Source organism: Aestuariivirga sp., assembly GCF_044239095.1.
Lineage (GTDB): Bacteria > Pseudomonadota > Alphaproteobacteria > Rhizobiales > Aestuariivirgaceae > Aestuariivirga.
Window position 1 is genome coordinate 1 of sequence record NZ_JBIICB010000006.1, and the last position, 22,390, is coordinate 22,390.

A 22,390-nucleotide genomic window follows, 5' to 3' on the forward strand; every position below is an offset into this window, starting at 1 on the left:
CACCCCTGCTGCCCATCGTGACAGGTGCCGGCGGCGTTGCGGCGGAATGGACGGGGGGCGACATGGCCCAAGGCGGCAATGTGATCACCGCAGGTTCGCCCGCCCTCCTGGAGGAGGCGCTGGCGGTCATGACGTCCTGACCGCCAGCGAAAGACGTGTTTACTGCATCGCGAGCTTGAGGCAGGCCGCTGCCGCCTCAGCGGCGGGGCGCGCATCACCACGCGCGACCTGACCAGCCTTCACCAGCGACTTGGTTGTGGCCGTCAACACGCCCTTGAGGTCGGCACCCGGCCCCACCTGCGGAAGCGCGCCGTTGAAAATCAGCGTGGCGTTGGGATCAAGCCCGGCCGCACAGCTCTGTGCTTCGGCCTGGCCGGCAAGAGCGGGAGCGGCGCTGAGGGCCAGGAGGCCGAGGGCGATGATGAGACGCATTGATGTAATCCTTTTCAATATAAATGGCAGTCGAACGGAGAAAGCCGCACACAGGAGAGGCCTTCGGGTCAGTCGTCGCGGTAGACACGCTCGCGCCGCTCATGGCGCTCCTGGGCCTCGATCGAGAGCGTGGCGATGGGACGGGCATCCAGCCGCTTGAGGCTGATGGGCTCGCCCGTCTCCTCGCAATAGCCATAGGACCCATCGTCGATTCGTTTCAATGCCGCATCGATTTTTGAGATCAGCTTGCGCTGCCGGTCGCGGGTGCGCAATTCCAGCGAACGGTCGGTTTCGGAGGAGGCGCGGTCGGCAAGGTCGGGCAGAACGTGGTTCTCGTCCTGCAGATGCGCGATGGTTTCCTTGCTTTCCTTGAGGATCTCTTCCTTCCAGACCATGAGCTTGCTCCGGAAGTAGTCACGCTGCCGGTCGTTCATGAACGGCTCGTCATCACTGGGCTTGTAGTATTCGTCGACTTCAGCAGCCATTTCGAACTCTCTGTAACCCCTGTTGGCGCGGGCTTATAGCGGCAGGCAGCCGCTTCCACAATAGCCGGGATTGGCCTTTGCCAGCCCATCAACAGCCCTGCTATCACCCTGATTCTGCAACATTTTCGTGACGCATGCGACAAGCGTCCGGGAATCTGGCACAGACTCCGGCGGCAACGGGAGACGATCCATGCGATTTGAAGGAACGGCGGGTTATGTCGCCACCGGCGACCTCAAGACGGCGGTGAACGCGGCCATCGTGCTCCAGCGCCCGCTTCTGGTGAAAGGCGAGCCCGGCACCGGCAAGACGGTGCTGGCACGCGAGATCGCCGCGGCCATCGGGGCGCCCATCATCGAATGGCACATCAAGTCGACCACCAAGGCGCAACAGGGGCTCTATGAATATGACGCGGTGGCGCGGCTTCGCGATTCGCAGCTGGGCGACAAGCGCGTGCATGACATCTCGCACTACATCCGCCGCGGCAAGCTGTGGGAGGCCTTCACCTCCACCGAGCGCCCCGTTCTGCTCATTGACGAGATCGACAAGGCCGACATCGAGTTTCCCAACGACCTGCTGCAGGAGTTGGATCGCATGGAGTTCTTCGTCTACGAGACGGGCGAGACGGTGAGGGCGGAGCGCCGCCCCATCGTGATCATCACCTCCAACAACGAGAAGGAACTCCCCGACGCCTTCCTGCGCCGCTGCTTCTTCCACTACATCAGGTTTCCTGACGCCGAGACGATGCAGGCCATCGTGGACGTGCATTTCCCCGGCATCAAGAAGCGCCTCGTCTCGGAGGCGCTCAACATCTTCTTCGAACTGCGCGACGTGCCGGGGCTCAAGAAGAAGCCGTCAACCTCGGAGTTGCTCGACTGGCTGAAACTGCTCCTCAACGAGGACATTGAACCCGAAACACTGCGCGAAAGTGACCCGCGCAAGGTCATCCCGCCGCTCCATGGCGCCCTCCTCAAGAACGAGCAGGACGTGATGCTGTTCGAGCGCCTCGCATTCATGGCCAGGCGCGAGGGGCGGTAGGCGGGGGCCATCACCGGTCGTTGCGGCTCATCCACTTCAGGGCATGGGGCACGAACCATGCGTTGCCGCGATACCAGAACGCCGACGGCGGCTCCGTGTCGAACACGCTCTCCCCGCCCTTCTCACCGAGAATTCGCCGCGCGATCTTCTTGCCGAACAGCGTGCCCATCGGCACGCCGGCGAAGCAATAGCCGCTGCCGTAGTGCACGCCGCCGTGGCAGCCGATGCGCGGGGTGATGTCGAAGGTGCCGCCGCACTTGCCTGTCCACACATGGTCGAAGCGGAGGCCGCCCATATCCGGAAATACCCTCAGCAGCCGCTTGTGCAGCCTTTCGCCCATGATCCGCAGGTCTGCGCCGATCTCGCCGGTAAGCCCGCCGAACACGATGCGCGTGTTGTCGCCGGGTGCGATCCGCATCCAGTCGACGTTGAAGTTCCAGTCGATGAAGGTCCGGTCTCCCGGCAGCAGTGACCTGACCTGATTCTCGCTCATGGGTGCGGAGACCGCCTGATAGGCGTGGAACGGCATGATGCGGCGCTGCAGCCAGGGGAATTCCCGCCCGCCATAGCCATTGGTGGCGAACACGAGATCGCGCGCCGCGAGTTTCGCACCCTTGAGGAAGACGGTGAAACCTTCGGCCTCCCTGCGGAAGCCAAGCACCGGCGTGAAGGCAGAAATCGTGACACCCGCCGCGCGCGCCACATCGAGCAGGCCCTTGTGGTAAAGGCCCGGATGCAGCCCGGCGTGATCGGGAATGCGCACGCCGCCGAAATAGTGGTCGGTCGCAATCTCCTCGCGCTGTTCTGCCCGGCTCACCGTCTGGAAGGGCTCGCCCAGATGCCTTTCGCGCAGTGCGAATTCGCGCGCCATCGCATCACGCATGGCGGAGGAGGTTGCAAGCAGCAGGCGGCCCTGCTGCTGATAATGGCAGGCGATCTTCTCCTGCGCGACCGTTTCCTTCACCGCCAAGAAGGCCTCCATCAGCTCGCCATAGACGGCGCGGGCCTTGTCGAGCCCCTCGCTCTCCATGATCTCGCCGAAGGAGTGCTTCAGCGTGCGCCCCACATAGCCCGCATTGCGGGTGGATGCGCCATGGCCCGGCTCCTTCGCCTCGAGCACCGTCACCTGCCGCCCACCCCGCGCCAGGCCGATCGCCGCCGTAAGCCCCGTGATGCCGGACCCCACCACAGCCACGTCAGTGCTTTTCGGGGGAATGGAACGCGCCTCAGCCTCGTGCGGGGCGGCGCGCCACCAATAGGGGTCGAAGGAGGCGCTGGCGCTCAGAACATTGCTGCCGAATGCCATGGCGTTCAACCGGCCCTTCCAAAACGCCGCTCGTCGAGCGCATCCTTCGCCTGCATGTACCAGTAGCCCGCCTGCACACCCATACGGCCGAAGGGGCCTCCCGCCCATAGCGGCCCGAAGGGCGCGAAGCGGCGGTACTCATCGTCCTTCGCGGCAATCGCCCGCGCCAGCAACATGCCGCCCATCGCCGTGGTGTTCATGCCGTGGCCGCCGAAGGCGGTGGCCCACCACCTGCCCTGCCCGTCAGACCCGATAACCGGCATGAAATGCCGCGCATAGCCCATGAGGCCCGCCCAGGCATGATCAATCCGCGGGTTGCCGAGTTCGGGGAAAACCGAGACCATGTCGCGCCGCATGCGTTCCGCCAGCTGCCGCGGCTCGGACAGGCGCGTGGTGATGGCGCCGCCCCACAAAAGCCGCCCCTCGTCGATGAGCCGGAAATAATTGCCTGCGCGGCGCGAATCGGAAATGGCACTCCGTGTACGGATCACATCCTGCTGCAAGGGCTCCGTCACCGCGACATAGGTGGCAACAGGCAGAACCGCGCGGCCCGTCATGGGATGGATGCGCCGGTCAAGCGAGGAGACGCAGAAGACCACCTCCCTCGCCCTGACCTCTCCCTCATCCGTCCGCACCACATGCGCGGGGCCTTGCTCCTCGGCGCTGCGGACCGGTGAATTCTCGAACAGCCGCACACCCTGCGCCCTGGCCTTGCCCGCGATCATGAGCGCATAGCGCAGCGGGTGCATATGGAAGGCCGAAGCATCATATGTCGACTGGAAGTAGCGCCTGCTGCTCACGCGGGACCTTGTTTCGGCAACGTCAAGGAACTGCATCTCGCTGCCATAAAGCTGGCTCATCCCGGCGGCCGCCTCCTGCTTTTGCGCGGCATTGGAATAGCGCAGGCACCCCAGCCAGCCAGCCCCCATGCCGATCGAGGGATCGCCCTCGGCGATCTCCCGCCGGACGAATTCGGTGCCAAGGCAGGAGAGCCGGTAAAGCGCCTGCGCCGCCGGAAGGCCAACGCGCGCCGCGACATTTTCCATCCCCTCTGCGAATCCGTTCGACACGAAGCCGCCGTTCCGCCCGGAGGCACCCCAGGCAATGCGCCTGGCCTCAAGCAGCACGACGGTGACGCCGCGCCGGGCAAGCTCCAGCGCCGTGGTCAGGCCCGCGAGCCCCCCGCCGATCACGCAGACATCGGCCTCCTGCCGCCCCTCAAGCTTGGGCAGCGGCGGCCCGCGGTCAGCCGTCGCCTCATACCAGGTCCGTTCGGAAGTATCGGTCTGCTGCATTTAAAGTTCCTGATCGCGCCAGTTGCTCACCGCCCACGCCTTCCGCTATGGAACGCGCCCATGCGCTTCACATCAGGCAAAGACTTCGCCCACCAGCCGCACAAGGCGATCACCATATTCGGCATGTCCGGGGTGGGCAAGACAACGCTCTCGAACCTTCTGCAGGATTCGGGCTGGTATCACTATTCCGTCGATTACCGCATCGGCACCCGCTACATGGGTGAGCACATCGTCGACAATTTCAAGCGTGAGGCGATGCGCGTCCCCTTCCTGAGGGACCTGCTGCTGTCGGACTCGATCCATATCCAGTCCAACATCACCTTCGACCACCTGAAGCCGCTCTCCACCTATCTCGGCAAGCCCGGCAACCCGGACAAGGGCGGCATTTCCTTTGCGGAATACCGCAAGCGCCAGACCCAGCACCGTGAGGCGGAGATCTCGGCCCTGCTCGATGTGCCCACCTTCATCGGCAAGTCGCGGGAGATCTACCATTACGGCAATTTCGTCTGCGACTCCGGTGGTTCCCTCTGCGAGGTGGTGAACCCGTCGAACCCGCTCGACCCCGTCCTCTCCTGCCTGTCGGAGAACACGTTGCTCCTCTATATCGAGGGCACGCCGGAGCATACGCGCATGCTGGTCGAGCGTTTCCGCAAGGCGCCCAAGCCCATGTACTACCAGCCGCAGTTTCTCGAAGCGAAATGGGCGGAGTACAAGGCAATCAACGCCATCACCAGGGACGAGGACGTCGACCCCGATGGCTTCGCCGTCTGGGGTTTCGAGCAGCTCCTCCATCACCGCATCCCGCTCTACAAGCAGATCGCGGATAACTTCGGCTACACGATCCGAATGCGTGACGTGCCCTCCGTCCAGTCCGAGGAGGACTTCACCGCAATCGTCGCCAACGCCATCGACCAGACAAAGTAAGCAAAAATGCCCATCCGTATTCCGAACGATCTCCCTGCCCGCCACACGATTGAATCCGAAGGCGTGATGGTGATGACGGAGGCCTCCGCCGGCCGCCAGGACATCCGCCCGCTCCGCATCGGCCTCCTCAACCTGATGCCCAACAAGATCAAGACCGAGACGCAGTTCGCCCGCCTCATCGGCGCCACGCCGCTGCAGGTGGAGCTCACCCTCGTCAAGATCACCAGCCACACCCCGAAGAACGCAAGCCCCGAACACATGCTCGCCTTCTATGACGACTGGGAGGACGTGAAGACCGAGAAGTTCGACGGCTTCATCGTCACCGGCGCACCCGTGGAGCTGCTCGACTTCGAGGACGTCAACTACTGGGACGAGCTCACCCGTATCTATGCCTGGACGCAGACCCATGTGCACTCCACCTTCAACATCTGCTGGGGTGCGCAGGCGGCCCTCCACTGCTTCCACAAGGTGCCCAAGCACGCCCTGCCAAGTAAGCGCTTCGGCGTCTACACGCACCGCAACCTGAAGCCAAACTCGCCATATCTGCGCGGCTTTTCGGACGATTTCTCGATCCCCGTCTCGCGCTGGACGGAAAACCACCGGGCCGATCTTCCGGCGGACAAAGGCCTCGAAGTGCTGATGGAGTCGGATGAAGCGGGCCTCTGCCTCATCAACGATCCTGCGCGCCGCTCGCTCTACATGTTCAATCACATCGAATATGACACGACGTCGCTCGCCGAAGAATACTGGCGCGACCGGACGGCGGGAAAACCCATCGAGCTTCCGGCCAATTACTTCCCGAAGAACGATCCCGAACTGCCGCCCGAAAACCGCTGGCGCAGCCACGCGCATCTGCTGTTCGGCAACTGGATCAACGAGGTGTATCAGACGACACCGTTCGATCTGAAGAAGATCGGGGAGTGAGAAGCAGAAGCGTAACGCCCCCTTACGGGCGTCATCCCGAACCGCCAGCTCCTCCGCCACGCCAAGGCCGTGATCGGCGGTTGATCAAGATCCCCTTCTCCCGTCGCAGCGCGATGGGAGAAGGTGCCCAAAGGGCGGATGAGGGCCTCTGTCCGCCGAGTCCCGCTGGTTGAAAGAGGCCCTCATCCGGCCTGCCGGCCACCTTCTCCCATTGCTGCGCAACGGGAGAAGGGAACCTCCAGAGATCGCTCCTCATGCCGAACCGCCAGCTCCTCCGCCATGCCAAGGCCGTGACCGGCGATTGATCAAGATCCCCTTCTCCCGTCGCAGCGCGATGGGAGAAGGTGCCCAAAGGGCGGATGAGGGCCTCTGTCCGCCAGTCCCGCTGGTTGAGAGAGGCCCTCATCCGGCCTGTCGGCCACCTTCTCCCATTGCTGCGCAACGGGAGAAGGGACATGATGCATGGGTCCCGTCGCGGGATCGGGTAACGCCTCCAGAGATCGCCCCTCATGCCGAACCGCCAGCTCCTGCTCCTCCGCCATGCCAAGGCCGTGATCGGCGAGGGCAATATGCGCGACATCGACCGCCCGCTCGCACCGCGCGGCGAGAGGGCGGCGAAGCTGATGGGGCGCTACATGGCCGACCACGATCTCATCCCCGCACGCGTCCTGTGTTCGCCCGCCCGCCGCACGCGGCAGACATGGGAGATCGCCGCCGCCGAACTCCCCAAGATCGAAACCCGCATCGTCGATGACCTCTATGACTTTGGCGATGGCGAGGCCCTGCTCTCCGTCATCCGGCAGGAGGGCGGTGGAGCCTCGCGCCTGCTCCTCGTCACCCACAACCCGGCCACCCAGACCCTCGCCCTGTCACTGGCGGGATCGGGCGGCCAGGCGCTGCGCCAGCAGATGATGGAGAAGTATCCAACCGCCGGCCTCGCCGTTCTCTCCTTTCCCGGCGAGGACTGGGCGGCAACCGCGGAAGGTGCGGGTCGGCTCGAGGCCTTCCTGCGGCCGCGCGACCTCGAAGGCTGAACGCTTTTCCTTGCGTTGCAGTCTGAACCGCACCACTTATGGGGCCTTTGAGAGGGGATGCCAGGATCGTCGGTTTTTCGGACATTGTTGATGGCACGCGGATCGCCGCGGGCGGGCTTTCGGACTTCGCAACCGGGCTGGTGAACCCCTCGGTCCGGCTTGGCGTCACCGGCCTGTCACGCGCGGGCAAGACCGTGTTCATCACCGCTCTCGTCAACGCACTGCTGAAGGGCGGGCGGTTTCCAGCCTTCGAGGCACTCTCCGGTGGGCGCATCACGCGCTGCTACCTCGAACCCCAGCCTGATGACACGCTGCCGCGCTTCGCCTTCGAGACCCACGTCAAGGCGCTCTCGGGCGAGGCCCGCCACTGGCCGGAAAGCACCAGCCGCATCAGCCAGCTCCGCATCACCGCCGAGTATACGCCCGTGGGCTTCCTCGCCCGCAATCTCGGCAGCGGTCGAATCCACATCGACATCGTGGACTACCCCGGAGAATGGCTGCTCGACCTGCCCTTGATGCGCATGAGCTATGCCGAATGGTCCGCCACCACCGTTGCGGCCAGCCGGGTGGCGCCGCGCCTTGCCCATGCAGGCGAGTGGCATGCCCTGCTCTCTTCGCTTGATCACGTACGCGCCGCTGATGAGCAGGATGCGATTTCCTCGGCGGAAGTCTTCACCGCCTATCTCGCGCGCTGCCGCAAGGATGACGTCTCCCTCTCCACCCTGCCGCCTGGCCGCTTCCTGATGCCGGGCGACTACAAAGGCTCTCCCCTTCTCGCCTTCGCGCCGCTCGATGTGTCACCGGGTACGGTGTTTACCAAGGGCTCGCTCGGCGCGCTGATGGAGCGGCGCTATCAGGCCTATGTCTCCACCATCGTGAAGCCCTTCTTCTATGGCCATTTCGCCAGGCTCGACCGGCAGATCGTGCTGGTCGATGCGCTGACCGCGCTCAATGCCGGTACCTCCGCCGTCAACGACCTGCAGCATGCACTGGCGGATATCCTGACCTGCTTCCGCCAAGGCTCCAATTCCATTCTGTCGAACCTGTTTGGCCGCCGCATCGACCGCGTGCTGTTCGCGGCCACCAAGGCGGACCTGCTGCATCATACGAGTCACGACCGCCTCGAAAACATCCTGAAGGTCATCGTGGCCGATGCCATGACACGCGCCGAGTATTCCGGCGCCGACATCGAGGTCGCAGCGCTCGCCGCCATCCGCGCCACGCGCGAGGCGAGCGTCAAGCAGAAGGGCGAGACGCTGGAATGCATTGTCGGAACGCCCTTGAATGGTGAGGCACTGGGCGCCACCCATTTCGATGGCGCGACGGAAGCCGCGATCTTCCCCGGCGACCTTCCGTCCGACCCCGAGAAGGCCCTGAACGGCAGCCTCGAAGGCAGCCTCAAATTCGTGCGCTTCCGCCCGCCGCTGCCGAAGGATGGCGCATGGCCACACATCCGCCTCGACCGCGCGATGGAATTCCTGCTGGGGGACCGCTTCCAATGAATGACAAGCAGCGCCAGCCCAAGGCCTTCGTGATCGAGAAGCCAGACGCCGAAGAAGAAGCGCCGCCGCGGAAGCCCCGCGCCATTACCGGCATCACCTTCGAGCCGGAGGTCGACGAGGGCGAACTGATCGTCATGCCGCCCGCCCCGCTGGCGCGGCCCCGCCGCTTCCGCTGGGGCGCTTTGCTGATGGGGGCGCTGTTCCTGCTCGTCTCCATGTGGGCGGGCCTGGCGGTGACGCAGCTGGTGGAGGATTATTTCGCACGCTCCCCCGTGCTGGGCTGGGTGGCGCTTGGCATTGCAGGTGTCGCGGGCCTCGCCGCCCTCGTCATCATCGCGCGTGAGGTCTGGGCGCTGGCCAGGCTGCGCCGCATCGAGCACATCCAGCTCGATGCCGCGCACGCCATCAATGCCGATGACGCCGCCGCCGCCAAGCGCGCCACGGAGCAGTTGAAGTCGCTCTATGCCGGGCGGCCCGATGCCCAGCTGGGGCTGAAGGAGCTGAAGCAATACGAGAACGACATTCTCGACGGGCGCGACCGCATGAAGCTGGTGGAGCGCCATCTCGTCTCATGGCGGGATGGCGAGGCGCACCGCATCATCGCCCATGCTGCCCGCCGCATCACGCTGCTCACCACAGTTGCGCCCACACCCGCGCTCGATATTCTCTTCGTCGCCGCACAGAACCTGCGCATGATCCGCGAGCTGGCAACGCTCTATGGCGGCAGGCCCTCGACGCTCGCCACCTTCCGGCTCGCACGGCTGGTGGTGAGCCATCTGGCATTGACAGGCGGCATCGCGCTCTCCGACAATCTCATCCAGCATGTCGTCGGCAAGGGACTGCTCGGCCGGCTCTCCGCCCGCTTCGGCGAAGGCACGGTGAACGGCATCCTCACCGCGCGCGTGGGCCTTGCCGCGCGTGACGTGTGCCGCCCCGTCCCGCAGGAGGCCTCCGCCAAGGAAACGCTGGGCAGCCTGATGAAGGAACTCGTATCATCCGCCCCGGGGGACAAGACCGAATGACCACCGCCACCAACATCGACCCGCGCGCCCTGCGCAGCCACGACTTCAGGAACTTCGTCCACACCGTGCTGCTGGTGGGCGGAACGGCCTTCCTGGCGGGCGCCATCGCCTTCGTCACCTTCGGCTATGGCGGCATCGTCTATGCGGTGGTCTTCAGCGCTGCTGGCATCTTCATGCTGGGCCGCGCCTCCCCGAAGATGGTGCTGTCGCTCTACAAGGCGCGCCCGCTGGCGCAGCATGAGGTTCCCGAACTGCACGCGGTGCTGGAACAGCTGTCCGCCAACGCTGGCCTTCCCGCGGTACCGAAGCTGCACTATGTGCCGAGCAAGATGATGAATGCCTTCGCGGTGGGCAGCAAGACAGACTCCGCCGTGGCCGTGACCGACGGGCTGCTGCGGGCGATGACGCTCCGCCAGCTCTCCGGCATCATCGCCCATGAGGTGGCGCATATCCGCTCGGGCGATCTCCGCGTCATGGGCATGGCGGATGTGCTGAACCGCGTCACCGGCTTCATGTCGACGCTCGGCCTCATCGGCGTGCCGGTGATGTTCGGCACGGGGCTCGACTTTCCGGTTCTGGGCCTGCTGCTGCTGATCTTCGCGCCCACCATCGGCGGCTTGCTGCAACTCGCCCTGTCACGCGCCCGCGAATATGACGCCGACCTCGACGGCGCGGCGCTGACGGGCGATCCTGAAGGGCTCGCCTCCGCACTCTCCGTGCTGGAGCGCCAGCGGGGCGCTGTCCTCGAAGGGCTCGTCCTGCCCGGCGCGCGCGTGCCGGAGCCCTCGCTGCTGCGCACCCATCCGCGCACCGAGAACCGCATCGCCCGGCTGATGTCGCTCCGCCGCGACGGCAGCCGGACCCTCGAGCTGCCGCAAGGGCGCGCCGTGCCGGGCCCGTCCATCATCCCCGTCGTGCGCCCCCCGCGCATCCACTGGTCGAAGATGGGCATATGGTACTGAGAGTGCTGATCCTGCTGCTTGCTTTCTCCGCGCCAGCCCTCGCGGAGAACCGCGGCACGCGGATTGCCATGGCCGTCGCACTGCTCGGCGTGGTGGAAGATCATTGCCAGGGCCGCTACCGCCTCGACCAGGCGGTGAAGAAGACGCTCTTCGTCGATTTCCATGAATATGACATCGCCGGCCTCGCCTCGCTTCTCTCGCGCCCGCTCAACGCCTTCTACGAAGACTATAGCTTCGAAGCGAAAAAGGGCCGGGACGCCTTCTGCCGCATGGCTCCGGAGGAGGCCCGCCTCACCGGCTATCCGGTGATCCTCGCGGGAGCACCTTAAGGTGTTCCTCACCTTCTTCACGGAGCTGAAGGCCGCGGGCGTTCCCGCCTCGCTCAAGGAATACCTCACCCTCCTGGAGGCGCTGAACCACGGCCTTGCGGACTATTCGGCGGAGGAGTTCTATTTCCTCTCGCGCGCCGCGCTGGTGAAGGACGAACGCAACATCGACCGCTTCGACCGGGTCTTCGCGCATGTGTTCCGGGGCATCGGCGATCCGGCCGGGGCGCTCGCCGCGGAAATCCCGGAGGAGTGGCTGAGAAAGCTCGCCGAGAAGCACCTGAGCGAGGAGGAAAAGAAGCTGGTGAAGGCGCTGGGCGGCCTCGAGAAGATCCTGGAAGAATTGAAGAAGCGCCTCGCGGAGCAGAAGGGCCGCCATCAGGGTGGCTCCAAATGGGTCGGCACCGCCGGCACCTCTCCCTTCGGCGCCTATGGCTATAACCCGGCGGGCGTGCGCATCGGGCAGGACAAGAACCGCAACAATTCCGCGGTGAAGGTCTGGGACAGGCGCGAGTTCAGGGACCTCGACGATACGGTGGAACTGGGCACGCGCAACATCAAGCTGGCGTTGCGGCGGCTGCGCAAGTTCGCGCGCCAGGGTGCGGCGGATGAACTGGACCTGCCCGGCACCATCGGCTCGACCGCGCGCCAGGGCTTCCTCGACGTGAAGCTGGTTCCGGAACGGCGCAATGCGGCGAAGGTGCTGATCTTCTTCGACGTCGGCGGCTCCATGGATCCGCATGTCCGGGTCTCGGAGGAGCTGTTTTCGGCGGCCCGCGCCGCGTTCAAGCATCTCGAGTTCTTCTACTTCCACAACTGCATCTACGAGAGCATGTGGAAGAACAACCGCAGGCGCCATGCCGAGCGCATCGACAGCTGGAGCGTGCTGCACAGCTATCCCCACGACTACAAGGTGATCTTCGTCGGCGATGCCTCGATGAGCCCCTTCGAACTGACCCATCCGGGAGGTTCCGTGGAGCACTGGAACGAGGAACCAGGCCTCACCTGGCTCCAGCGCTTCGCTGCAACCTATCCGAAGGCTGTGTGGCTGAACCCCGGCCCGGAGAAGTATTGGAGCCACTCGCCCTCGATCAGCCTCGTGTCACGCACGCTCGAGGGCCGCATGTTTCCCCTGACGCTGGACGGCATCGACCGCGCCATGCGTGAACTGGTGCGCTGACATCCGGAAATCTGCTTCCGACCGCGACGGATTGCGCCGTCCCTGGCGTCTTTGCTGTATCGGACACTTGGAAGGAGTATCGATGATGCAAAGGAAAACCAAATTGCTCGCAGCGGGTGCGGTGGCCGTGCTGGCAGTGGGCGCGCTGGCGGGCATCGCCAGTGCGGACATGCATGGCGGCTGGGGCGGCGGCTGGGGCGGCGGCTGGGGCGGCGGCCACGGCCGCGGCATGATGGGCCATCAGATGATGGAACGCTATGACGCCGACAAGGACGGCAAGATCACCCAGGCCGAGATCGACCAGAACCGGACCGCCTGGCATGGCGAATTCGACGCCGACAAGAACGCCTCGCTCTCGCTCGAGGAGTTCCGTGCACTGTGGCTCAAGGCCAAGGGCGAAATGATCGTGCGGGAATTCCAATTCTTCGATGCCGACGGCAATGGCCAGGTGACGCTGGAGGAATATCAGGAGCCGCTCTCCGGCCTGGTGGCCAGCCGCGACCGCAATGGCGACGGCGTGTTGAACCGGGATGATCGCGGCCGGCGCGGCATGGGCCATCGCTGGCACGGCCGTGACGAGGACGGCATGCGCCGCGGCATGGACGATGATCCGCAGGAACGCGAGGAAGAGGAAGCACCAGCAAGCCCCTGATATTTGAGAGCAGGCCCGGGCCAGCGCCCGGGCCTTCACGATTCTGCGCTCGCATTCGGCCCGCCGGACCTTATGATAACCGCACCAATTCAAGGGTATCGACAATGACCGACTTTACACCATTGGCGGGCGCAGCGGGCGGCCTGCTGATCGGCCTTTCCGCCGTGCTTCTCATGGGCAGCCTTGGCCGCATCGCCGGAATCTCCGGCATCTTCCGCGCCCTGTTCACCGGCATTGCCGGCTGGCAGGCCCTGTTCCTGCTGGGCCTCCTTGCGGGCACGGCGCTCACCGCGATACTGGGCGGCTTCGATCCGTCCACGATCGCCTTTCCGGGCAACCCGGCCACCACCGTGATCGGCGGCCTCCTGGTTGGTGCGGGAACCGTGCTGGGATCTGGCTGCACCTCCGGCCACGGCATCTGCGGCCTCGCCCGCATCTCACAGCGGAGCATCGCCTCGACCGTGACCTTCATGGCCGTGGCGGCCGTCGTGGTCTTCCTCATGCGCCATGTGATGGGGGGTTGAGATGCAGCGTCTTTCCGCTCTCCTCGCCGGCCTTCTCTTCGGCGCCGGTCTTGCGCTGTCCGGCATGGTCAATCCGATGAAGGTGCAGAATTTCCTGGACCTCTTCGGCACCTGGGATCCAACGCTGATCTTCGTGATGGGCGCCGGCCTCGCCGTCACCTTTATCGGCTATCGCATGGTTCTCGGCCGGGGGAGGCCGCTCTACGCGGACCGCTTCAGCCTGCCAGAGACGGCGGGCATCAACAGCCGCCTGATCGGGGGATCGGTCCTGTTCGGCGCGGGCTGGGGCCTCACCGGCTTCTGCCCAGGCCCCGCCATCGCCTCGCTGGTCTTCGGCCTGTGGCCTTCCGTGCTGTTCGTGGCTGCGATGTCAGCGGGCATGCTGGCCGCACATCTCATCCGCAGCCGCGCTACATCCAGCGCGCCTGGCGTGGCGGACGGCTAACGCGCGTTCCGGCCAGGTGGAGTCACCTGGCCGAAAAGAACGCGCGCTAACCCAGGAATATCGTCCTGCCTCTCCATCACATCCGGCCGTAGCGCTGCATCAGCGCGATCAGTTCCTCCACCGGCAGCGCCATAGCCGTATTGCCGTCGCGGCCAACCATTGTCTCCGCGCACAGCATAGAATCGATCACCGCTTCCTCGGTAGCCTCGACAGCCGCCATGAACAGGAGGTCGAGGTCGGCGTTGGACAGCGCTTCCATGTGGAGGCGCCCGCTGCGCTGCGCGAAGGCCTGTTCATTGGCGGTCGAGAAGGCGAGGAAAATGTCGCCTGAGGAATTGTTGCCGACCGTGCCCGTGCGCGCGAGGCCCAGCGGCACCCGGCGCGCCAGCCGCTTCAACTGATGTGCCATCAGCGGCGCGTCGGTTGCCACGATGGCGATCACCGAGCCCTGCTCCCTGCCTCTGAGCTTGCCGTTCAGGATGTGCCGTCCCACCGGCACGCCGAGCACGGTAAAGTCCTCCCGGCGCCCGAAGTTCGACTGCACGAAGACGCCGAGCGTATGGCGGCCACCCGCGATGTCTACGATGCGCGAGGACGAGCCGTTGCCCGCCTTGAAGTCATAGGTCAGCATGCCGGTGCCGCCACCCACGCTGCCCATCGCCACCGGGCCCGCACGCGCGCCGTCAAGTGCTGCAAGCGTATGCTCCGCGGTCACGTGAAAGCCGTTGATGTCGTTGAGATCGCCGTCATAGGTTTCAGCGGCCACCGGCAGGCCCCAGTCCTGCCCGGTGCCCACGCCGCGCGCGATAAGCCAGCGGATCGTCGCATCCCGCGTGACGCCGCAGGAATGCGTGTTGGTGATGGTGATCGGCGTCTGCAGTTCGCCAGACTCCTCGATCCACACGGTGCCGGTCATCTCACCATTGCCGTTCAGGGCGTAAAATCCTGCGGCACAGGGCACATGCGCCTTGCTTCGTCCGCGTGGCAGGATGGCGGTAACGCCCGTGCGCACCGGCCCCATGCCAGGCGTCAGGGGTCCCTCGCCCGAGATCAGCGTCACCTGACCGACTTCTATTCCCGCAACATCGGTGATTGCATTGTGCAGGCCGGGCGTTCCCGCGAAGGGCAGTCCCAGCTCACGGCCCCTCTTGCGCATCGCTTGCCTCCCCTGCCCCACCGCTTCGCAAGGGCTGATCATTCCCGCATTCGGCTGCGGGTTCAAGCAAGGCGTGATGTCAGGAAACGCCCAGCTTCTTCTGCAGGCTGGAACTCGAGGTGGTGTACTGGAACATCAGCCGCTCACCCGGGTTCTTGAGCTTGAACACCTTCTGCGCCATCAGCGCGGCCTCGTGGAAGCCGGACAGGATAAGCTTCAGCTTGCCGGGATAGGTGTTGATGTCGCCGATGGCGAAGATGCCCTCGACGGAGGTTTCGAATTTTTCGGTGTCGACGGGGATCAGGTTCTCATGCAGGTTCAGCCCCCATTCGGCGACAGGACCCAGCTTCATGGTGAGGCCGAAGAACGGCAGCATCGCATTGCACGCGACGTCTGTGCTCTGCCCGTCATTGCCTTTGACGGTCGCGGCCGAGAGGACTCCATCCTCGCCCTTGAGGCCCGTCACCTGGCCGAGCCGGAAAGCCATCTTTCCAGCCTCGACCAGTTCACGCATTTTCTTCACCGAATCCGGCGCGGCGCGGAAATCGTCGCGGCGGTGCAGCAGCGTCAGGCTCTTCGCGATGGGCTGCAGATTCAAGGTCCAGTCGAGGGCCGAGTCGCCGCCGCCGACGATCAGCACATCCTTGCCGCGCAGTGCCTCCATCTTCTTGACGGAATAGAACACCGAGGAGCCCTCATAGGCTTCGATCCCGGGGATCGGCGGCTTCTTGGGCTGGAACGACCCGCCGCCCGCCGCGATCACCACGGCCTTGGCGCGGAAGGTGAGGCCACCGTCGGTCTCCACCTCGAAATCGGCCTCGCCCAGCTTCTTCACGCCGGTAACCATGTGGTTGAAGTGAAAGCCGGGGTTGAAGGGCTTGATCTGTTCCAGCAGGCGCGAGGTGAGTTCCGCCCCCGTGACCACGGGCAGCGCTGGAATGTCGTAGATCGGCTTTTCGGGATAGAGCTCGGCGCATTGCCCGCCGGGCCGGTCCAGAATGTCGATCACCTGGCAGCGGATGTCGAGCAGGCCCAGTTCGAACACGGCGAACAAGCCGCAGGGTCCCGCCCCGATGATGACGGCGTCGGTGGTGATCACGTCGGACATGGGGGAACGACCTTTCTCAGAACTGCTTTTCCGGAACCTTCACGCGCAGGCCGTCGAGCGCGTCCGACACCTTGATCTGGCAGGAGAGCCGGGAGTTTTCGCGCACGTCGAAGGCGAAATCCAGCATGTCCTCTTCCATCGGGTTGCGCCCCCCGGCCTTTTCGACCCATTCCGGCTCGATGTAGACATGGCAGGTGGCGCAGGCGCAGGCGCCGCCGCAGTCGGCGTCGATCCCCGGCACCATGTTCTTGACCGCCGTTTCCATAACCGACATGCCGGGAAGCCCCTCGACCGTCTGTTCGGCGCCATTGTGCTGGATGAATGTAATCTTTGCCATGCTGTGTCCACCGTCCGGCGTTCGTTTTGTCGAACGCCTTCTATGTGATTGGCAAATGAAAGACAACTCCGCGCGGCAGCAGGTCTCAGGCCGGGCCGGGATAGGCCTCGCGCGCCTCCCGGCGAAGCTCTCCCGCCGCTGCACGCACAGCCTGCAGGCGCAGCAACCGCACATTGGCGTCACCGGGGAAAGGCATGGCTTCCAGCTCCGCTGCAAGCTGTTGCAACCTGAGCGCGCCAACCGCGGCGGCAGAGCCTTTCAGCGTATGGGTTGCGAAGTTCCAGTCGGTTTGCGTCGCAGCTGCCGCCAGCGCCTCCAGCATGACCGGCAGCTGGACCAGGAACAGGTTCAGGATTTCCACCGCAAGATCTTGGTTTTGCATGGAATAATCGTTCAGCAGCGTGCGGTCGAACGCCACCGCCGCCTCGCCAGACCGGTCGTTGCCCATCGCCATCCCTGCCAATTTTCGTCCCCCTCTTCTCCGTCATAGGCCCAAGGTCTGAGCGCCCGGTAAACCCGCCCGGTAAACTGCGGCTTGCCCCGGATGATACAATCCGCGTGACGATCTTAACCAAATATTCATTATGTCGCCGATCGTGCCCCGCACTGGGTTCAATGGCGGGGGCTGATGGGCTATGTTGCAATTTGGGACTCCGCGCCAGGGGAAAGCCGGTTCCCGCGGCCCCGGACATAAAAAAGCCGGGAGCGGGCACCAACGGGGCGGAGTGAGATGGGTTTAGTGCGGGATCAGTAGAACATGGCCAACACAAATGACACGCGCCGTTCCGACCGTCGCCAGTCCGACGCAGAGGCCATCCGGCCGTCGAAGGCGATGGCCGAGCCGCAGCCGGTCAAGGGGCGTCCCGCCAACGAGAACGACCCCGGCACCGCCATGATGCTGGCAAGGCTCCGCCGCCGCCCCTCCTTCACGCCCTACGGTCTCATCGCGATCATCATCACCGCCGTGTGGTCGGGTGGCTGGTTCTTCGCCAATGCCGCAACCCTCGGCACGGACGCGCCGGTCGAGGGCAAGCTCCTGGCCCTCGCCCTGCTCTTCGTTCCGGTCGTCGTCGTCTGGTCGGTGGCCTACATCCTGTGGCGCGCCGCCGACATGCGCCAGGTGTCTGAAGCGCTGTTCCAGTCCGCCATGCGTCTGGTGCGCCCGCAGGACGTCGCCACCGAGGGCCTCACCACCATCGCCCAGGCGGTCCGCTCCGAAGTCGACCTGCTGGTCGGCGGCGTCGAACACGCGGTGCAGCGCGCCGCCGTGCTGGAGGAGATCGTCCACAAGGAGATCGCCGCCATCGAGCGCGCCTTCGGCGGCAACGAGGAGAGGATCCGCAGCCTCGTCGCAGGCATCGAGAACCAGCGTTCAGCACTCCACCAGGCAACCCTGCTGATCAGCAACGACACCAATCCGCTGATCAACCGCCTCGAGAACGGCACCAAGAACCTCGACAACATCATGGCCAACGCCCAGGACACGCTGGGCCGCCTCGAAGGCGGCCTGCGCGACGTGTCAGCCAACGTCGCGCGCGTCGTGGACGACATGGCGGAACGCGCGAACTCGGCGGGCTCCGAGATCGGCGTGCAGACCGGGCACATGGAGGACGTCTCCACGCGCATGGTGGGCCAGATCCGCGACTTCGCACGCCAGCTCGCCGTTCAGATCGACCAGATGCGCCAGGCATCCGTGTCGCTCTCCACCGAGACAGTGGACTTCAGCCGGTCAGTTGAGGAGATGGAAGCGAACATCACGCATAGCGTGCGTCATGCAGTCGAGACGCTCGCCGTCGTGAACCAGGACATCACCCGCTCCGTCGAGCGCTCCAGCGTCACCTCGGCAGACCAGATCCGCCAGCAGGTGGCCGAACTGACGGACGTGGTGCAGAGCACGGGCTCGAACCTCACTTTCCACCTCAAGTCCATCACCGAAGAGATGAGCGCGCAACTCGAGCGCACCAGCCTCGACACGGCTCATCTCATGGAGCAGAGCCGCGGCCTCCTCACCCAGGGCATGCAGTCACTGGCGGGCGATCTCATCGACCGCGTGGCGCAGTCGCGCGCCGAGTTCGTGGGCTATATCGATCAATCCTCCACTGGAATTTCCGCCGCGATCGACCAGGCCACGGACAATGTGGCAGGCCGCCTCAACGCGGCAGGCAGCCAGTTCCTCTCCAGCCTCGACCAGACCGCGGGCGAGCTGCTGTCCGAGTTGGGCTCCATGAGCACCGGCATGTCCGGCCGCATCGAGGAGACGACCGGCCGCCTGATCGTCGAGATCGGTTCGCGCGCCGAGCGCATCATCTCCAGGCTCGACGATTCAGCGGGCGGCGTCTTCGCGCGCCTCGACGAGCAGGCAGGCCTCATCAGCACCCGCGTCGAGGACACGGCAAACCGCATTCTCTTCACCATCGAGGACCGCACTGCGGCGGCCGGCGCGCGGGTGGGCGAGTCCGCCAAGCAGATCCTTGCTGCCATCGAGCAACAGAACCACGATTCAGCGCAGCGCGTCACCGACTCGGCGGCGCGCGCCGAGTTGGCGATTGCCCGCGCCACCGGCGACATCAGCTCGCTGCTCGACAACTCCTCCTCCGACATTGTGCTGCGGATCGACAATGCCGTGGCAGGGGCACTTGGCCGGTTGGAGCAGTCCTCAGCCGATTTGCGCCAAATCCTCGGCGAGACAAGCGCCGACGTGACGGGACAGCTCGAAACCCGCACCCATCAGGTGCTGGGCCGCGTCGACCAGTTGCTGAACACCGCCAACACGCGCCTCAACGAAACCGCCATGCTGTTCGAAAGCATGATCGGCCAGACCACCAATGGCCTCGAAGACCGGATCGGCGGTTCCACCGCGACCCTCAACGAGCTGATGACCACCTCTGTCGAAAACGCACGCAGCAGGCTGGAGGAGGCCGCGGCCCTGTTCCAGTCGCTGGTCGAACAGGTGACGGCGGGCGTCGAGTCCGGTGTCGGCACCTCCGGCACCATGCTGCATGATCAGGTCTCCCGCGCCGTCAGCACGGCCACCACCCGCCTCGACGAGACGACGCGTCTCTTCCATGACCTGGTCGGCGGCGCCTCGGAGGAACTGGAGCGCCGGATCGAAGTCGCCAGCGAGCGCTTCTTCGGCCAGATCGAGACCAGCATCAGCACCGCCACAGGTTCGATCGACGAAGCCAACAAGTCCTTCCAGGTCGTGGTCGACAGCACGGCAACCGCCGTCGTCAAGACGCTCGAGGCCTCGAAGAGCGACATCGTCAGCGCCGTCGAAACCAGCGTCAGCGATGTGCTGTCACGGATCGAGACCTCCGCCGGCAGCTTCCAGACACTCGTCACCGGCACGGCCGATGATCTCGAGACCAAGGTCGATGGCGCCGCCGAGCGCCTCTACGGCCATATGAACGCCACCGCGACCTCGGTCTTCGGCAAGATCGACGAAGTGACGTCCTCGGTGACCAACAAGCTTGAACAGACATCGGGCTCGATCAACGACCTGATCGTCAATACCAGCGGAACCATCGTCTCACACCTCAAGGACACGGCCGGCATCGTGAACCGCGAGATGACCGAGTCGGGCGTTGCGCTGGCTGACCGGATCGTCAATTCCGGAGGCATGGTGACGGAGAAGCTGATCGGCGTCTCGGACAATTTCGTCCACAACATCGCCAAGGCCCGCGAGGAGATGCTGGAGATGCTCACCACCTCTTCCGAGGACGTGACACGCAGCCTGCAGGACACGACGATGCAGCTCTACAGCAGGCTGGACGGCACGATGACGTCGATGACCGGCCAGCTCGAGCAGACGGCGGCCAGCCTCTATACGCGCCTCGACCAGGTGTCCTCGCACATGGCGGGAGAGCTGGAGCAGACCGCCCAGCGCATCACCGACTACATCAGCGCCTCGACGGGCGAGTCGGTCACCAAGGTGGCCTCCGTCACTGGCCAGCTCACCGGCCAGCTCGACATGTCTTCCCAGCAGCTGGGCCAGCTGCTCGACCAGACATCGCAGCGTCTGGGCAGCCAGCTCGAGCAGGCGGCGGCCGATCTCTCGGTGCTGTTCGGCAATTCGACCGAGATGCTGACGCAGCGCCTCGACGTCACCTCCACCCACCTCTCCGATATCTTCACCACCAACACGGGCAAGATCGCGGGCGAGATGGAGCAGACCTCCGAGCGGCTCTCGGGCCTGTTCTCCGCCAATGCCGAGCGCATGTCGAGCGCGCTGGACCAGACATGGAACAGCCTCTCGGGGATGTTCAACGCCAAGACCCAGACGCTCACCGAGCAGATCGACCGCACCTCGGCCGACATCTCGGCGCTGTTCACCGCCAACACCCGCATGATGGCCGAGCAGATCGACAAGACCGCCTCCGAGATGACCGACAGCTTCGCCGAAACGGCAGTGCGCGTCACACGCCAGGTGAGCGAAGTGAACCAGATCATGGCCCAGCAGCTGGAGAGGGCCTCCTCCGAGGTCACCTCGCAGCTCGACACGGCGGGCTCTTCCATGCTGGCCCGCATCGAGCAAACGGCGGAGGGCATGAGCCAGCGCTTCGACCTGTCGACCAGCATGCTCGATCGCGTATCGAGCGAGCTCATCGGCAAGCTCGACGGCACCGGTCAGCGCTTCTCGACAATCCTCGACAATGCCTCGGGCGCCATCCTCGCCGACCTCGGCAAGGCGACGGCCGGCTTCAACGAAGGCCTCAACCAGACCACGCTGCAGATCACCAGCCGTCTCGACGAGGATACGGGCCTGCTCGCCGCCCGCGTTGAACGCGCCAGCCGCGAGCTTGAACAGGTATCGGTCAACACCAGCCTCAAGCTCGAGGACGCCAACCGCAAGTTCGCCAAGCACGTCGAGACGGCAAACGCCTTCCTCTCCGAGCAGCTGGCAACCGCCGCGACCGTCATGGACGAGCGCATCGAGACCGTGGCTGCCGATCTCACCGGAAAGCTCGAGCTCACCTCAACGCGTGTCTCAGAGCGTCTCGACGACACGGCGCTGCTTGTCGAGCGTTCGGTGGAGAAGTTCGACGGCGAGATGGAGAAGATCCTCACCAACCGCACACAGTCCCTCGATACGCTGGTGGCCGACGCCGAGAAGCGCGCCAGTGAGATCGATGGCGTGATGTCGAACTACCTGAACCTGATCGAGGATTCGCTCAGCGCGTCCGAGAACAAGGCCAGGGAAATCAGCCGCATCATCGCCGAGCAGTCGGCGATCGCCAGCCGCAACCTCTCGGAAGAAATCGAAAAGCTCGAGGAGAGTGCCGGTGGCCAGGTCGCCCAGGCAGCCCGCGTGCTGCGCGACCAGCACGAGCGCGCCATGGCGGCCATGAACGAGATGCTCTCCTCCACCGCCAACGACTTCCAGCAGACGGCCCAGGACATGCGCCTCACGGCCCAGCAGGTGGTGCGCGACATCGACACCGCACGCGGAGAACTGAAGCGTGCACTGCTCGAACTGCCGGAGGAAACGCGCACCAACGCAGACGCCATGCGCCGCGTGGTGGCCGACCAGATCGGCGCGCTGGCCGCCCTCGCCGATGCCGTGAAGCGCCAGACCGGCGCCCTCGACATCTCCGGACCCGGCATCACCGGGGGCCGCGGCGCCAAGAACTGACGCACGCACCTCCCCGCCGGCTCGCGCGCATTTCGGCCAGGTGGAATCACCTGGTCGAAAACAACTCGCGCAAGATCAATAGCTTGAGCATGATCTTGCCGCAGAACT

The 22,390-nt window shown here is 65.0% G+C and carries 21 protein-coding genes; 13 read left to right on the forward strand and 8 right to left on the reverse strand.

Going from position 1 to position 22,390, the window contains the following annotated elements:
• Window positions 1-159 precede the first annotated feature (159 nt).
• Together ACILRA_RS01130 and dksA are read right to left on the reverse strand one after the other, a co-directional pair.
• Entirely contained in the window at window positions 160-432 is a 273-nt protein-coding gene (locus ACILRA_RS01130) for a hypothetical protein (protein ID WP_395660249.1), read from the reverse strand.
• 68 nt (window positions 433-500) lie between these two features.
• Window positions 501-917, reverse strand: coding sequence for an RNA polymerase-binding protein DksA (gene dksA / locus ACILRA_RS01135; protein ID WP_395660250.1), 417 nt, complete (start codon window positions 915-917; stop codon window positions 501-503).
• A 190-nt stretch (window positions 918-1,107) separates the two neighbouring features.
• Between dksA and ACILRA_RS01140 the strand changes: the two genes are divergently transcribed.
• Window positions 1,108-1,953 carry an AAA family ATPase gene (locus tag ACILRA_RS01140; protein WP_395660251.1) on the forward strand — a complete coding sequence of 282 codons (846 nt, stop codon included), beginning with the start codon at window positions 1,108-1,110 and terminating at the stop codon, window positions 1,951-1,953.
• Between the two features lie 10 nt (window positions 1,954-1,963).
• Here ACILRA_RS01140 and ACILRA_RS01145 read toward each other — a convergent pair whose 3' ends face one another.
• Complete coding sequence (locus ACILRA_RS01145) at window positions 1,964-3,259, reverse strand: NAD(P)/FAD-dependent oxidoreductase (protein WP_395660280.1); 1,296 nt, start codon at window positions 3,257-3,259, stop codon at window positions 1,964-1,966.
• 5 nt (window positions 3,260-3,264) lie between these two features.
• Entirely contained in the window at window positions 3,265-4,554 is a 1,290-nt protein-coding gene (locus ACILRA_RS01150) for an NAD(P)/FAD-dependent oxidoreductase (protein WP_395660252.1), read from the reverse strand.
• Window positions 4,555-4,614: 60 nt separating this feature from the next.
• On the opposite strand from ACILRA_RS01150, the gene ACILRA_RS01155 reads away from it, so the two are divergent.
• The 11 genes from ACILRA_RS01155 (at window position 4,615) to ACILRA_RS01205 (ending at window position 14,049) form a co-directional block, all read left to right on the forward strand.
• A complete protein-coding gene (locus ACILRA_RS01155; protein ID WP_395660253.1) occupies window positions 4,615-5,478 on the forward strand; it encodes an ATPase in 864 nt (287 codons plus the stop codon).
• 6 nt (window positions 5,479-5,484) lie between these two features.
• Window positions 5,485-6,402: a homoserine O-succinyltransferase gene (gene metA, locus ACILRA_RS01160; protein ID WP_395660254.1), complete on the forward strand. Its 918-nt coding sequence runs from the start codon at window positions 5,485-5,487 to the stop codon at window positions 6,400-6,402.
• A gap of 509 nt (window positions 6,403-6,911) precedes the next feature.
• Window positions 6,912-7,436, forward strand: coding sequence for a SixA phosphatase family protein (locus tag ACILRA_RS01165; protein WP_395660255.1), 525 nt, complete (start codon window positions 6,912-6,914; stop codon window positions 7,434-7,436).
• Between the two features lie 38 nt (window positions 7,437-7,474).
• Window positions 7,475-8,938: a YcjX family protein gene (locus tag ACILRA_RS01170; RefSeq protein WP_395660256.1), complete on the forward strand. Its 1,464-nt coding sequence runs from the start codon at window positions 7,475-7,477 to the stop codon at window positions 8,936-8,938.
• Window positions 8,935-9,960, forward strand: a complete 1,026-nt coding sequence (locus ACILRA_RS01175) for a YcjF family protein (RefSeq protein ID WP_395660257.1) — start codon at window positions 8,935-8,937, stop codon at window positions 9,958-9,960. Before ACILRA_RS01170 ends, ACILRA_RS01175 begins: the two co-directional genes overlap by 4 nt.
• Entirely contained in the window at window positions 9,957-10,922 is a 966-nt protein-coding gene (locus ACILRA_RS01180) for a zinc metalloprotease HtpX (protein ID WP_395660258.1), read from the forward strand. Before ACILRA_RS01175 ends, ACILRA_RS01180 begins: the two co-directional genes overlap by 4 nt.
• Window positions 10,913-11,251, forward strand: a complete 339-nt coding sequence (locus tag ACILRA_RS01185; protein WP_395660259.1) for a hypothetical protein — start codon at window positions 10,913-10,915, stop codon at window positions 11,249-11,251. The genes ACILRA_RS01180 and ACILRA_RS01185 overlap by 10 nt, the downstream gene beginning before the upstream one ends.
• A 1-nt stretch (window position 11,252) precedes the next feature.
• Window positions 11,253-12,428, forward strand: a complete 1,176-nt coding sequence (locus tag ACILRA_RS01190; protein WP_395660260.1) for a VWA domain-containing protein — start codon at window positions 11,253-11,255, stop codon at window positions 12,426-12,428.
• An 82-nt stretch (window positions 12,429-12,510) separates the two neighbouring features.
• Window positions 12,511-13,080: an EF-hand domain-containing protein gene (locus tag ACILRA_RS01195; RefSeq protein ID WP_395660261.1), complete on the forward strand. Its 570-nt coding sequence runs from the start codon at window positions 12,511-12,513 to the stop codon at window positions 13,078-13,080.
• A 104-nt stretch (window positions 13,081-13,184) separates the two neighbouring features.
• The gene (locus ACILRA_RS01200) at window positions 13,185-13,604 is read left to right on the forward strand and encodes a YeeE/YedE family protein (protein WP_395660262.1); all 420 of its coding nucleotides are present in this window, start codon (window positions 13,185-13,187) and stop codon (window positions 13,602-13,604) included.
• Between the two features lies 1 nt (window position 13,605).
• A complete protein-coding gene (locus ACILRA_RS01205; RefSeq protein ID WP_395660263.1) occupies window positions 13,606-14,049 on the forward strand; it encodes a DUF6691 family protein in 444 nt (147 codons plus the stop codon).
• Window positions 14,050-14,125: 76 nt separating this feature from the next.
• Here ACILRA_RS01205 and ACILRA_RS01210 read toward each other — a convergent pair whose 3' ends face one another.
• From ACILRA_RS01210 to ACILRA_RS01225, 4 genes are all read right to left on the reverse strand, one after another.
• Window positions 14,126-15,205: a P1 family peptidase gene (locus ACILRA_RS01210; RefSeq protein WP_395660264.1), complete on the reverse strand. Its 1,080-nt coding sequence runs from the start codon at window positions 15,203-15,205 to the stop codon at window positions 14,126-14,128.
• A gap of 79 nt (window positions 15,206-15,284) precedes the next feature.
• Window positions 15,285-16,313, reverse strand: a complete 1,029-nt coding sequence (locus ACILRA_RS01215) for an NAD(P)/FAD-dependent oxidoreductase (protein WP_395660265.1) — start codon at window positions 16,311-16,313, stop codon at window positions 15,285-15,287.
• Between the two features lie 16 nt (window positions 16,314-16,329).
• On the reverse strand, window positions 16,330-16,650 hold the full coding sequence (locus ACILRA_RS01220) for a 2Fe-2S iron-sulfur cluster-binding protein (protein WP_395660266.1): 321 nt from the start codon (window positions 16,648-16,650) through the stop codon (window positions 16,330-16,332).
• 85 nt (window positions 16,651-16,735) lie between these two features.
• Window positions 16,736-17,098, reverse strand: coding sequence for an Hpt domain-containing protein (locus ACILRA_RS01225; RefSeq protein ID WP_395660267.1), 363 nt, complete (start codon window positions 17,096-17,098; stop codon window positions 16,736-16,738).
• A gap of 309 nt (window positions 17,099-17,407) precedes the next feature.
• Between ACILRA_RS01225 and ACILRA_RS01230 the strand changes: the two genes are divergently transcribed.
• The gene (locus ACILRA_RS01230) at window positions 17,408-22,282 is read left to right on the forward strand and encodes a hypothetical protein (protein ID WP_395660268.1); all 4,875 of its coding nucleotides are present in this window, start codon (window positions 17,408-17,410) and stop codon (window positions 22,280-22,282) included.
• Window positions 22,283-22,390 lie beyond the last annotated feature (108 nt).